Here is a 15266-nt window from a genome sequence, read left to right as displayed (position 1 = left end):
AGAATCTCAAAACAACTACTATTTCTTATTTTTTTCTCTTTCTTCCAATCTTTTATGCCAGTCGGCACTTTCTTTGTTCAAATCATATCCTTGTTTTGAAAGATAGTTGTTGATTCTTCCTTTGTATTTTCCAAACCAAGCGTGTTTTTCTTTAGAAGAACCTCCGTCCATCGCATGTTCTCTGGCTTCTACTAAAGCGTCATAAATATATTTTTTTTGAGCCTCTGTTAAATTAGGTAACATATCATTGTATCCTAAAACAGTAATAGGCAATACTCCGTAAGTCATACCGTCCTTAACCTGAACAATCTGACTATTCGTTAACTTTTTACTTAGTTTTTTCAAGTAAGATTTATGTAAAGAAAGAATTTCTTTGTCAGCCGAATTTTTAATTTTGTCAATTGACTTTTGTTGCTTTTCTTTATCAGTAACTGATTTTTTAACAGCATCAATTTTCGCATCGCGTCCATCCTGAATTTTATTTAAAGAACGGTATTGTTCAGCAATAATATCTCTAACGGCTAATTGATCTGCCGGAGAATTCAACTTCAAATCATTTACAATTTTCTGCGCTCTTTCGTTTGTTACTTTTACGTATTCCGGATCAACCTTAGATTGTGCTACAACGTTTGAACAGATAGCAAGAAATAAAACCGCTACCAGATTTTTTTGAAATATTTTCATCATTTTCATTATTATCTTTTTTAAAACTTAATATTTATAAAGCAAAATTCTTGCTTCATCCGTTATAGACGAAGCAAGAAGTGTGCCATTTACAATTAAATTATTTCTTATACTTTGCTAATTCTTCTCCGTTTTTAGCCAAAGTATCTTCATTATTATCCAAATTTGTCCAATCTACTTTTTTCGTAGGATCGATACCATTAATATATTTTTCGATGTTAGTATATCCATCGCCATTAATGTCTCCGTTAGCATCTGATGCGTCGTTAGGATTCAAACCGTATTTTTTCTCCCAGGCATCCGGCATTCCGTCTTTATCTGAATCTTTATAGGCTTTTCCTTTGTATTCCGGATAACCACCCACTTGTGAAATATCAGTAATAATTCCTAATTTATAAGAATCCTGACCTAAACGTCTGTGCTCAAACTGATAGAATGATTTTGGGTCTAAACCTTTAACATATTCCGGTTTTCCGGTTTGAACCACTCTCAAAATACGTGTATCCACAGGATCACGCAATGGCAAAGTAGCTCCAACATTTTTCACTACATAATCATAAGTTTCATTAGCAGTCATAAACTTTTTCAACCAAGGCATTGGAAATGGTTTATCGTAACGCATTTTAGGAAAATAAGTAGAAGCTTCTTCAAATGACATATGATCTCCTTTTTTGTTTTCCATTTGCACCCCACCATTCCAGTTGTCTTTAGAAACTTTTTCGTTTCCTTCCACCACATTTCCGTTTACATATACTCTACCAAAAGTCAAATAAGGCAATTTGCTTCTACCTGCTTCCGGTTTTAAAATTCGGTAACTTACCGGATCATTCAAATCAGTAGCCGGTCCCGGTTTGAAATAGTTGTTAATGATATTATATTGAGCGGTATAATCACCTCCGTCAATAGAACGGTTTACCCAGTTAAAGATTACGTTATTAGCAAAATTGAAGATTCCGTTCCAACCAATAGAAGGATTTCTACCGGTATTAGAAGACCATAAATTTTTAACAAAAGAACAATTTTCACCTCCTAAAGTACTACCAAAAGCATGATTGTAAGTATCCAAACCTTCGGCAAACAAACTGTTTTGGATGGTTACATTTACGATTCCCATTTTCTTTTCAGGTCCTCCTGTTTCATCGTTGTACATGTGACGGTAAAAAGACATATTTTCGTCTAATCCCCAGGTAGCCGAAACGTGATCGATGATTACGTTTCCTACCGGATTTCCACCAATAGCATCATCACGACGACCTACAAAAGTTTCTCCACGACGGAAACGCATGTGACGTATTACCACATCATGTGTATCAATCCAAATAGTTTCACCCGCTACGCAAATTCCGTCACCAGGAGCAGTTTGTCCCGCGATGGTAACATAAGGCGCACGAACAATTAAAGGACTTTTTAACCTGATAATTCCCGAAACGTTAAAAACCACTATTCTGGCTCCGCCTTGTTCCAAAGCTTCACGCAAAGTTCCCGGTCCTCTGTCTTCCAGACTGGTTACCGTGTACACCTTACCTCCGTGACCACCAAAACTATACATTCCTCCTCCTTCAGCACCTGGAAAAGCAGGAATGGAAGCCTGTGGTAAATCGGTAGGTCTGGATGCCCAAGGCACGAATGGTTTACCATGACTAGCGTCCTGTTCCACAATTACTTTAGCTCTTTCCCAAGCCTCATTAGAAAGTTTTTCTGCTTCCGCCTTAATCGCTTTCTCTCTCGCCTGCACTTCAGGGGATATTTTTGGATATTGTGCAAAACAATTCGCACTTCCCAAAACCAAAAAAGCCAATAAAAAATTTAATTTGTTCATTTTAGAGTTTTCTTAATTAATAAAAAATGTTTGGTTAGAACTGCTATTTATTAAATTAAAAATTTTGTTAGTTATTATAGAAGAAAATGCCTGAATAAATCAGGCATTTCTTTATTTAGATTACTATTCTTGATAGTTAAAAGTTCCTGTGGAACCTGAGGCATCACCCCATCCTATGGTTTGTTCTAACCAAGGGTTGTATGACAACACTCCAGTTTGAAGACCGTTAATATAATAGTTTGGTTTCCAATCAATGTAACTAGCCACATTATTATAACTATCTAATGGAGTAATTAAATCGGCTAACACAAAATTATTATTGTAGAACGTTTCTAAAGCTGCAATTTGAGCAGCAAAATTAGCAGAATCAGGATCAACAGGACTTAAAAGAGCTCTTTGAGCTGCTAAAGGATCTGGAGGAGTCGTATTTGCAGGTACAGGAGCAGGTACGGCATTTTTATATTGTAAATAATGTCCTGTACGTTTTGTTCCATTGATAGGAGTTAAACCTAATTTAGCACAAGTATTATTTGTGATGCCTGACACCGCATCATCACTATATAACATCCAGCGTTGCACATCCCAAAAACGTTTTCCTTCATAAGCCAACTCTACTCTTCTTTCATATAAAGCAGCATTAATTGCAGCATATTTATCCGCTAAAGTTCCAAGTCCATAATTGTTTACAGAAGGAATACCTACACGATTTCTAACTTTTCCAATATAAGCTATAGTGTTAGGAATATCTCCTAAAGCAGCATAAGATTCTGCAATGTTTAACAACAATTCTGCATAACGGTATTCCATAATATCCGTTGACGAATATTGAAAAGCACTTGAATTTGAAGCAGCTGGATTAGACATTTTTCTAACGAAAGCAGGACTTGATTCCTGATTATTATCACTAAAATACCCTTTATCATTTACATCTACGTATCTATATGCCCAAAGAACTGAATTAGTATTTTCTTTATATGCATATTTATCTCCTGAGAAAGTAAAAGTTCTGTAAAAACGAGGATCACGATCTTTAAAGAAAATAAAAGGATCATAATTTGTTCCTGCTACTGGCTTAGCACCATCTTTCATTGGAAATAAGTCAATCATTTCTTTTGGTGCTTCAAAAGCTCCGCCGCCGCCTTGACTAACAGGACGAAGACCTTTTTCCCAACCACTATTTTCTGCTACAGTTTGATTAGAAGATAATAATTTAACAGTAATAGCTTCTTTACAGAATGCATTATCTATTAAAAACATATTTGCCCAGTCTTTCGCAGAACTTCCATACAAGCCATAACCATCTTGAGTCAATTGTGTTTCAGCTGCTAGACCGGCATCTAAAGCAGCTTGCCATCTTGTATTATCGGTATCCCAATTTTTGTTAAATAATGGACTTGCATAGGTTAATAAAACTCTTGCTTTTTGAGCCATTGCTGCTCCTTTTGTAAAACGACCATAATTTGCTGCGTTCCAGTTATTAGGTAATAATTCAGCAGCTTTGTCCAAATCTTTTGTGATTTGAGCCACTACTTCACCTACCGAAGCTCTAGGTAACTTAATACTTTCATCAGTCGAAGAACCATTTTGAACAGTAGTGACAATTGGCACACCACCATAAACACGCATTAAGTCAAAATACTGCATAGCGCGCAAATAATACATTTGCCCTTTGGCCTGATCACGATAAGTTTGGTCTAAGTTTGATCCATAAATATCAACATTTACTATAAATGAATTGATATCTCTAATTCTTGTATATGGGTTATTAGTCAAACTAGCTCCTAATTTTGCACCATAATAGCTCGTCACATTTGATATATCATTTATCGTAGAATATGAAATTGCTGGATTAATTAAATTTTGAATCCCAGCTCGTTCTTCTGTATAATAAGAGCTTGCATCACTGAAAGAACCTACAATAGTGGATAGTGGTGAATTGTATCCATAATAAAAATTATAATATAATTTATTAATATACCAATCTGCACGTTCCTGACTTTCATAAAATGAATTATCAACCTGTCCATAATTTTTCTTTTCCTGCAAGAAATCATCACTACAAGAAGCACCTAAAATTATTAAAAGTGCTAATGCTAAATATCTATTTATCTTTGTTTTCATAATTACAATAAAATTAGAATGTTACGTTTAGATTAAGCGTCCAAGTTCTAAGTGTAGGATAACCCACTGAAGAATCATCATACATGTTACGATAGTGATCTGGATATGGATTGTATAAATCCCAAAGATTATATCCAGTTAGACCCAGTGAAGCATTAGACACTCCAAGTTGTGATAACACTTCTTTTGGAAAATCAAAACCTACAGTCAAATTTCTTACTGTACAACGGAATGTATTTACTGACCAGAAATCAGATGGAACAGATAATTGATCTCTAAAAGAAAGATTAGGATATTTTCCATCTACATTGTCTGGCCCGTACATATCAGTCCAGAAAGACTCTCTACTCCAGATAGCATCATTTGTTGAAGTATATTGTGCCACATTATCTATTGATTGATATCCTCCCCAAGATGTAGCTATTTGAGATTTCATATAGAAATTTTTATATTTCATTCCTAGATTAGTTGTAAAACTATAGGTTCTGTTACTATTTGCTAATTTTCCATAATCAAAATTCTTATCAATTCTACCATCAGCAGGTGCCTGAATTCCAGTAGTTGTATCATAAGTTCCTCCTAAATCCTGATAAGCTAACATACCTTTTCTAAGATTTGCTTGGCTAGTAATTCCCAAAAAGTTAGGAGAACCTCCAACTGCCGTAGCATGATCAGTTAAATATTGCCAGTAGTTTGCTACATCATCATCTGTACGTAAGATACCGTCTCCTGTTGAAGTCTCATTCCAAGTTTTAAACCCCCATACTGGATTAATTGCTTTTCTTCCCACCATAGCTGCATTATTAGATGGATGAGAAAATGGCTGATCCGTATATTTTTTAATTTCATTATTTGAGAAACCAGTATTGATACCTACATTGTAACTGAAGTTATCATTGATTTTGTCTTTCCAGTTAATTGCAAACTCAGTACCCCAAGCAGTAACTGCAATTAGGTTTTCTTCTGCAAAACCTCCTCCAACAGAAATTGGCACTCCAATTGCATCAGTAACCGGGAAAAGAATATCTGTATTTTTATCTACATAGTAATCTGCAGTAATAGACAATCTGTTATTTAACAATGTCATATCAATACCTAAATCATATTTCCAGTCGGTATCCCAACCCACATTTCTATTAGGTGTTACTTTTGGTGCAACTGCACCTCCTAACAAACCTCCATTAGAACCAAATTGCAACCCTTTATCTACAATTATATCATAATAAGTAGCCCATCTCCAAGGTTGAACATTATCTCTTCCCGTTTTACCTACTGAATAACGAACTTTTAAATAATCCATCCATTTTACATTATCAGCAAACCAGTTTTCTTTAGAAATTACCCAACCTGCCTGAACAGAAGGAAAGAATGCCCAATAATTTTCTGGCGCGAATTTTGTTGAAGCATCCTCTCTAAAAACAAATTGGAATAGATACTTATCTCTAAAGCTATAATTAAAACGTCCCATGTAAGACATTGTTCCTGACTCTCTTTTATCACTAAAGGAGTTTGTTGTCAAAGTTCCTGCAGTTGCAGAAGTACCCAAATAATCTTTTGAAGGATTTTCATAATACAAACGAGCAAAATTATAGATACCTTCAGAGCGTTCCACACCTACCATTGCATCAAAACTATGATCTCCAAAAGTTCTAGAATAATTGGCAAAAAAGTTAGCCTGAATATTTTTAGAAGTTGTATTATCATAAACCACTCTCGACTGTCTAACATTGTCTCTAATATCCCAATCAGAAGCAGAAGCTGCGCCACTAGCTAAATGACGATCTGCAGCATTGAAATTTTTAATCCTTGCCAACTCAAATGGTAGTGCTACTTGATTTGTTTGATCTGAGAACTGTGTTCTGGCATAAGTTCCTTTCAATGACAATCCTTTAATAAAAGGCACATTATAGGTCAACGAAGTATTTACGTTCATCGTAAAATCTGATGAAGTTTGTTTAGAACCACTATCTAGTAAAGCAAAGTAGTTCCAACCTGCAATAGAAGAGTTTGTATTTTGGGTTCCTCCTAAATTACGATCGGTACGAGGAAACGGAGAAACATAATGTTTTTCTCCATTAATTGTGGTTTCCCAAGGCACAAATTTTGGCATGTGCAGTAAAAAACCATAATCTGCTTGCTCCGCATTAGTAACAGCACTTGCAAAACCATTTCTCACACTACTGGAAGATTTTGTAAATGATTTTTCGATATCTCCAGTATTTCCAGAAACAGAAAAAGACAAATCCAAATCCTTAGTTACTTTAGCATTCACTCCTGTACGGAAATTCCATTTTTTAAAATCCTGCTCACCTAAATTAGCACCCTGAGTTAAATAGTTGATACCTGCAAAATAAGTTGCTTTATCAGTACCACCACTTACGGTAAGTGTGTGCTTTTGTTGTGTTGCCGGTTTCCAAGCTTTCTTCAACCAATTGTAATTTAAGGTTTTCATTTCATCTAACTCGGCATCAGAGTAAAAGTATTTTGGATCCGTTTGACCAGCTGCTCCCCATAATCTATTATTATAAATACCATTTTCATAAGCAGACATAGTTTTTCCATGACTAATGGCATCATTAAGTGCAAATTGACTAGAATAGGATAATTTAGTTTTACCTTCTTTACCTCTTTTCGTCTTTACAATAATAGCTCCTTGAGCTGCACGTGTACCATAAATAGCTGCCGAACCATCTTTCAACACTGTAATACTTTCAATTTCAGAAGGATCTAATCTATTAAACATCTCCATTGAAGAACGTCCTGTTTGAGGATCTATCTGCACCATATCATCTATTACGATTAATGGAAAAGATGTACTACCATCTTTAGAATAAGAAAAAACCTGACGAATTTGCAAATCAGCGGTTTCTCCAGGACGTCTAGCTCCATTACCTCCAACAGACAAACCAGGAATCTGACCTCTCAACGATTCCGCTAAATTTGTAACAGGCAAATCTCTAATATCATCTGGTTTAATTGTAGCTACAGCTCCAGTCAAATTATTTTTCTTTTGGGTACCATATCCTACCACTACTACCTCATTCAAGGTAGAAGCATCTTCCAGCATCGTTATATTAATTGATGTTGCATCTCCTACCGTTCTTTCCTGGGTTTTCATCCCAATATAAGAGAACTGCAACACAGCCCCTTTAGCCACTTGAATTTTATAGGCCCCGTCAAAATCGGTTAGCGTACCATTTTTAGTACCTTTCTCGATAACGTTAAGACCGACAACACCAAGTCCGTCTTTGTCTATTACTTTTCCTGTAATGGTAACTCTTGCATTTTGCGCAAAGCCGGTCAGAGCCATCATACTGAAAAGCAATACACTAAATACCATTTTAAATGTTTGTTTCATAAGTGTGTTTCTTTTGGTTAAAAAATTAATTGTTTTCGTTTGGTTTATATTTCTAAAAAAATGAGAAATCAAATGGATCATGTTAATTACAACTGCCTCTTTTCAGGCCTTGTTAACATTTAATTGTATTTTATTCTTTACAAATTCCAAATGTAAACGTTTACATTTCGTAAGACAAATCAGATTTTAACAACCGAAATTAAGCTAACTCAATCAAATGTAAACGTTTACATTTTTCAAATGTACTAAAATTTTATTACAACACGATTTTTTAGCACATTTTTTTTTAGTTTTCGTGTTTTTTTTATGTTAAATTTTCTTTATCGTATTATTTTTTTACTTTTAATAAGTTTTTTAATGCGGAAACCACACCGTCATCTCCTTACTATTGGCATTGCCCCATGAAAAATACGGTACTAATTGCAAAGAAACCGCAGTTTTACTTTTTTGAACCGGTTGGTACAATTTTTTATCCCAGGATTCTGAGTTCAAAAAACCCTGAGCATTGATGGCAACTAAATCTCTATGATCAACTTTTATCGTTTCTGTTTTAAAATTGGAATTAACATCTAAAACAACATCATTTATAGATGCCTCTTTAGAAATACCATTGGATTCCAAACAATACACCAAAGGGCCTCTTTTTACAGCCAACTGATTTTTAGTTTCTTCCACCAGGGGATTCGCTTCCATCAACTGTACCGGCATTGGAATATTTAAACTAATAACATCTCCTTTCTTCCATTGGCGATTGATTTTCAAATAACTTCCCGAAATACTATTTGCATCTACGACCCTGTCATTTACTTTCACAACAGTACCACTACTCCAACCTGGGATTCTTAAAAACAAAGCATAATCTCCTTTTGGAGCCTTATCAAATGTTATCGCAATCGCTCCGTCCCAAGGATAATTGGATTGTTGGTGCAATTGAATTGGCGCAGCTTCCTCAGTCTTAGAATTCAATGCATTTGTTCCATACAAATTCACATATAATCCTTCTTTGGTCAAACTGTACGCATAATTGCTTACTTCAGCCACAGTGCGGGTTACGTTAGGAGCGCAACAGTTAGACAAAGCAATATAACCTTCACGCTCACTTCCCCATCTTTGTTTGAATGGCAAATCAACCGATACATTCAACGGATTGTTGTAGCAAAATTTATTTCCTTCTAAATTAATTCCGGATAACACGCTGTTATACAAAGCCAATTCAATTACATCAGCATATTTGGCATCCGCGGTAAGTTGCAGCATACGCCAGTTCCACAATACATTTCCAATGTTCGCACAGGTTTCCGTATGTGCCGTAGCATTTGGCAATTGAAAAGGACGTCCGTAAGCCTGATGGATTTTTTGAACTTCAGTCGGATTATAGGAAGTTCCATCCGGTGAAACACCGTCGTACAAAGCACCACAGGCTCCGGTAATATACATTTTTCGATAAGCGACATCTTCCCAAATGGATTTTAGATTGTCCAATAATTTTTGTTCTCCGGTTTCGGCATATAAATCGGCCACTCCCGCGTACAAGTAATTGGCTCTCACAGCGTGTCCCATCGCGGTGGTTTGCTGTCTGAACGGAATTCGATCCTGATTATCGTCAGTTCCGTCATTCGTAGTTCCGCGAATATCAATTAAATTATTAGCTAATTCTAAATACTTTGGATTCTTTGTCGTACGGTACATTTCGACAATTCCCATATAATGTGATGGACAAATGGCATTTCGAGCCAGTTCCGGCGAGGCTTTTTTGTAAAAATCATACAAATAATCGGCTACGCCTTTAGCAACATTCAAAAAGCTGCTTTTTCCGGTAGCGCGATAATGTACACAGGCAGCAGTCATTAAGTGTCCCATGTTGTATTTTTCGAAACCTAACTGTTTTTTTACTTCTTCAGGTCCCAAAGTCCCCCAACGTTCATCAATTAAAACCGGAGTATGCAAATAACCATCTTTACGTTGCACTTTTTGAAACAAAGCAATAGCTTCATCCATTTGTTTGTCCAGCTTTTTATCTTTGGTCACGGCATAAGTAGCTGCCAAACCCTCAAAAATTTTGTAAAAATCACCATCATGAAAAGAAGGACCTTTAAAAGTTCCTTTCATCTGTCCGGCAGCAATTTCAAAATTAGCGTAGGCATGTGAAACCTCATCATTATGATACAAATCCCACATATACGGCAGCGTTTCCTTATTTTCCACGTTTAACTGTTGTTGCCAGAATCCACCGGTCCATCGTACATCCTGTAAACCCACACTTTTTAACTTGGTAAAAGGGCTAGCCGAATTATCTACTAAACCTTTGTTTTGGGCAAACGCGATTGAACCAGTAATAAATAAAATTGACGATAGGATAATATATCTTTTCATTTTTTATGTTTTTATTTTATCTGTATAAATCTGCTAAATCTGCGTGAAATAATATGGCACGCAGATTAAAACAGATTCTAGCAGATTTTATCTTACTAAATGTTTTTCTTTATTTTACAAAAAAATTAACTGTACGGTTCATTGTATCTCCATCAGCATCTTTAACTGAAATCACCAATGAAGCAAATCCTTTACTATTAGAAGAAAATTCAATTTCTTTTCTTTTTAAAACTACGTTTCCATTAACAACATCATTATAGGAATAAACCGGTTTCTTCTCGTACCCTTTGAAATAATCAGCTACCGAAAAATTTAATTTTTCTCCCGCATTCACAAAATAATGTGGTTGCGCCATCCAGTTCAAATAATCTTCTAACTGCGTATATCCATTTCCACTAGCTGCATTCGCATCGGTAAAATCACCAATTGTTGAATTTGAATTCAATCCTTTGGCAGTTTCCCACCAATTTGGCAATCCGTCCTGATCCGTATCCCAATCGGCCGGACGGCTTTCATTTGGATAATCTTCCCAACTTCCGGCATCCTTTTCATTATCAATCATTCCGCCTAAACCACTTTTACTTCCTTTATACGTATACGTTCCTTTCAAAGTTTCCTTGATAATTCGCTGATCGTGTTCATCAAAAAACGGTTGATTAGCTCCTACATCAGAAAGCACATTTTTATAGGCTGCCTCAGCAGATTGCGTTTTTACAAAAGATTCGAAAAATGGTTTATTTAAATAAGTTTCATAACTTGATTTATCACCATGCGAGTAAGTTACTGTTCTTCCTTTTTCCTGGTTTTTTTCATTAAAATGACCCGGCATCACATTACCATCAAAATAATATTGCTGTTTCCCTTTGCCAACGCCTTCATGCTGTGCATTTAAAGCAAAAAAGAAATTAGTCGAAGCACCCGGTTTGTAATAATTATTGACAAAATTCACCTGATTGGCACCACCGTCAGTAGCGCGGTGTCCCCAGTTATAAACGACATTATTACGAATATCAATTTTTCCGCCATAATAACCATCTCCGTTCAAACCGCCACCAATACTCCAGTTACGACCATAATTATGCGCCAATAAATTATGGTGAAAACTACCTACATCACCACCAATGGTTGCCGCATAACCGTGCATTTTACCCGCACCATATTTATCATGACCCGCCACATTTAGTGCTTCGGCAATCAAAGTACGTTGCAAACTAATGTTGTGTGCTCCTCTGGAACTGAACGATTCATCAATGGTCCAGCTAATCGAAGCGTGATCTATAATACTATTGTTGGCTCCTGTTAATCCCATACCATCATAAGTAGTACCACCACCAATTCTCACTCTTAAAAAACGAATAATACCGTCATTTCCGGTTAGACCAATTGGCGCACGGCTAATCATAATTCCTTTACCCGGAGCGGTTTGTCCCGCAATAGTTACATAAGGCTGACTCACCACTAACCTAGATTTCAATTGGATATTTCCCGAAACATTAAACACAATGGTTTTAGGACCTATCTCTTTTTCTACAGCATCACGCAAACTTCCCGGTCCACTATCATTCAAATTGGTTACTGCAATGACTTTTCCACCACGTCCACCAATGGCAAAACGCCCATAACCTTCGGCTCCCGGAAAAGCTAATTGTGCCGGTTTAAAATACCAGACTTTCCCTTTGGTCACTTCATTATCGGCATCAATTTCATCTACTCTCCAATAATAATTTTTCAAATTACTCAATGAAGTTAAGTCAATCTTCGCTTCTGTTTGTTTCAAATTTCCTTTGAATGCCGCCGAATTTCTATTGGCATCCGCCACTTCTTTTTCGTTTTCACCAAAATAAAAATCATGCGAAACCGTCCCTTCCGGTGCATTCCATTCCAATTTAAAATCTTCGGCTAAAACCACATGTTCGTCATTATTCACCGGTTTAGGCGTATTGGCCTGTTTCTTCAGGTTTGGCAAATCCAATTCAAAACCGTTCAAAACCACTTTTTGAATTTTCCCAATAGCTTCAGCATCCGATTCAAAACGAATAACCACTTCTTTAGCATCCTTTACTTCAAATTTAATATACGAAGTAGCCGCATCGATAGTTGCTGTCGCTCTGTTACTTGGCAAAATAGTTTGCGAATAAACGCCGTTTACAAACACTTTCACCGGAGCAAAATGAGCCACTTCCGGACTATCGAACGTATTATTAAAAGTCAGCAACGTATGTTTTCCTCTCGCTAATCCGCTAATTCGCATTTCAACATTTTTATCGGCAACAATTCCGTCATTGACCAGTCGGGCATAATAAGGCGATTGCACTCCGGTTTTGTACCAACTTGAATTAATAGTCCCTTTTAAAGTTACTTTAATAGTTCCAAATTTCTTTTCAATAACAGTTCCTTCACTAATTGGCCAGGAAATATAATTAGGATCATTAACTTCCTGAGTGCGGCGTTGCGCCAAATCGAAATCGACTTTCAATGACTGTGTAAGCGGAAAAATTTGCTTTTCCTGAGCCACTAAACCCGATGTAAACGTTATCATTGTTCCGGCACAAAAAGCCAGTTGTTTCATTAAATTCATATCTTAACTTATTTTAATTGTAATTTATCTGCTGTACTCATCCCCAACAGATTGATGATGTCTTTTTTTCTTTCTTTTGGAAAAACCTCCAACAAAGTCAGTTTTCCATTTTCTAATTTTCCTTCAACAGTAGTATTTTGGGGCGCATGCAATTTAAAATGCACATCCCATTCTTTTGGCCAGGCAGGAAAAATATAAATCTTATCACCGTTAGTTTGCAACAGCATTTCCTGCATTCCTATCATCCCGCTACCTCCCCAATTATGATCAGGAACCCAATCAAATCCGGGCCCCCAAAAAGCAGGAAAACGTCTTTCGGAATTAGCCATTTTGAGCAAATTGTATTTGGCCGCTTCCTCGGTCAAACCTAATCTGGCGGCAAAAATATTATCTTGTTTCCAACCCACATGACTTCTAAATTTCAAGGCATCTGTATCGTATTTCCAAGTATTCCATGCAATTTCCAAATCGGCTTTGCCAAGACCATGTATTTTCCACGGAAAAACCGAATACAGCTGTGGCACTTCGCTATTATTGATGCGTTCCCAATGTTTGGCCGGAGCCAATGTTTTATGGCCGTCAAATTCTCTAAAATTCAAAGGAGGAATGCGCATTTGAAACGCTTTCAAATATTCTATATCCTCTTTTGACAAATTATTTTCCGATAACATCAATAATTGTTCCGTAATTACTTTTAAAGCCGAAATTGTACTATTTGAATTGTACGTCATTTTATAGGTTTCAGCTCCGGAACCCGGATACAAAACTAATTTTCCGTCTCCATCCAAAGCTTTTCTACCACGTTGTTTGGCCAAATATTGGTAATGTTCGTCAAAAAAACGAAGGCAACTCAAAATAAACGGATTGTATTTTTTAATGTCTTTACCTGCATACACTTTTTGTTGCAACATCATTTGGCAAAATTCTAAAACCGTATCCCATTCATACTCTAACCAAGCATTGTATTCCATGCCGGGATCATAATCTGCCGGGCGTTTCCACTCGTATTCAGCAGGATTTGGTAAACCAAAATTCTCCAATTGTTCGGTAAAAGAAGCTCCATTATGTTTCCAATATACCTGAGAACGCAGTTCGGCATTTTTTTGCAAACTCAAATAATAATCCAATTGAGAAGTCATCATATCAAAATCGCCGCTTTTCAACATGGGAAAATAAACCAAACGTTGGTTTTGTGCTGTCATTGTCCCACCTCCCCAATTGCGAAAATCAGGTGTGAAATTCAAATCCTTGTTGGTAAAAACCGGATCTACGGTAAACAATCCACCATTGAACTTGGTTGGATATTTGCCATAAGCATTGCAACCCAACATATAACGAAACAGCTGGTAATTTTGTCCTATTTGGTAAACCGAATCTTTATCCGTTTTTGCTTTTTGCGTATAAATAAAAGAGCGATTCCAGAAGGCATTCCACCAGGCAACCGTTTTTTTGGCATCTTTTTTATAGGTCGAAATCTGTTTTTGCAATTCATTAGCCCATAAAGTAGCATCTGCCGATTGATTGGTATGCAACTGGATTTGGAACTGATATTTCTTAGCCGCTTTCACACTCGAAAGTTGGTAACCTTTAAAATCCGTATCCTGATACAATCCTGTGTAAGTTCCATCGGTCTTTAAATTAACACCAAAAAGTCTTCCGCCAAAGGTCAGATTTGCCAATGGATTCAGCATTTGGTCTTTTACCGCTTCCATTTTTTGCTGTTTCACCGCTACATCAAAAACCGTATTGGCTCTATTTCTATGATAAAATTGCACTCCATTTTTTTCGAAAGAAATAGAATCTTTAAACGTGACAATCTCCCCTTGTGGAGCCCATTTGTACGAATTGGCATTATTGGCTTTGCCTAAGGACGCTCTATTTTTATAACGCCAACTTTCGTAAGCCACTTTCATTTGGGTTGGATTTTTGCTCGCAACCTCAACATGAATCACCGGATGAAACACATCGACCCAAAGTTTGACAGTAGTTCCATTTTGAGAGACAGTAATATATCCTTCTTTTAAATGTAATTTCTGTTGGAAACCCTCATTTCCCTGAAAGGGATTTGGACTCAAACTTACTTTTACTCTTCCTAATTTCAGCAAAGTATTATGCTCGTCAAAAGTTCCCGAACAAGAAAAATAAAAATACAAATCCCCTTTTTCAACCCATACATTGGCACCAATATCGCCACCACCCAACGGCATGGATTCGGAGGAATTATTGCTTTGTGTATTCCAAACCTGATTGTAATTATCAAGCACAGGAAGTTGCGCTTTGACAGAAAGCGTTAGAAGAAGTAGAAATATGGAAATTAATTTTTTCAATTTTTT

General features: G+C 36.5%; 7 protein-coding genes. All 7 read right to left on the bottom strand.

What is annotated here, in order from left to right:
- Positions 1–18: 18 nt before the first annotated feature.
- On the bottom strand, positions 19–687 hold the full coding sequence (locus tag H599_RS0109775; RefSeq protein WP_026713971.1) for a DUF3826 domain-containing protein: 669 nt from the start codon (positions 685–687) through the stop codon (positions 19–21).
- 97 nt (positions 688–784) lie between these two features.
- Positions 785–2503, bottom strand: coding sequence for a polysaccharide lyase (locus H599_RS0109770; RefSeq protein WP_026713970.1), 1719 nt, complete (start codon positions 2501–2503; stop codon positions 785–787).
- Between the two features lie 123 nt (positions 2504–2626).
- A complete protein-coding gene (locus tag H599_RS0109765) occupies positions 2627–4624 on the bottom strand; it encodes a RagB/SusD family nutrient uptake outer membrane protein (protein WP_026713969.1) in 1998 nt (665 codons plus the stop codon).
- Positions 4625–4637: 13 nt separating this feature from the next.
- Entirely contained in the window at positions 4638–7982 is a 3345-nt protein-coding gene (locus H599_RS0109760) for a SusC/RagA family TonB-linked outer membrane protein (protein ID WP_026713968.1), read from the bottom strand.
- A gap of 354 nt (positions 7983–8336) precedes the next feature.
- Positions 8337–10355 (bottom strand): aceric acid hydrolase, encoded by a 2019-nt coding sequence (locus H599_RS0109755; protein WP_026713967.1) that lies wholly within the window; start codon positions 10353–10355, stop codon positions 8337–8339.
- Positions 10356–10464: 109 nt separating this feature from the next.
- The gene (locus H599_RS0109750; protein ID WP_051590698.1) at positions 10465–12933 is read right to left on the bottom strand and encodes a pectate lyase; all 2469 of its coding nucleotides are present in this window, start codon (positions 12931–12933) and stop codon (positions 10465–10467) included.
- An 8-nt stretch (positions 12934–12941) separates the two neighbouring features.
- Positions 12942–15260 (bottom strand): DUF5703 domain-containing protein, encoded by a 2319-nt coding sequence (locus H599_RS19445; RefSeq protein ID WP_035141413.1) that lies wholly within the window; start codon positions 15258–15260, stop codon positions 12942–12944.
- Between the last annotated feature and the right edge of the window lie 6 nt (positions 15261–15266).

Origin of the sequence: Flavobacterium daejeonense DSM 17708, from assembly GCF_000425425.1 — a bacterium.
Taxonomy (GTDB): domain Bacteria; phylum Bacteroidota; class Bacteroidia; order Flavobacteriales; family Flavobacteriaceae; genus Flavobacterium; species Flavobacterium daejeonense.
This window is presented reverse-complemented; position numbering and strand designations above follow the sequence as displayed.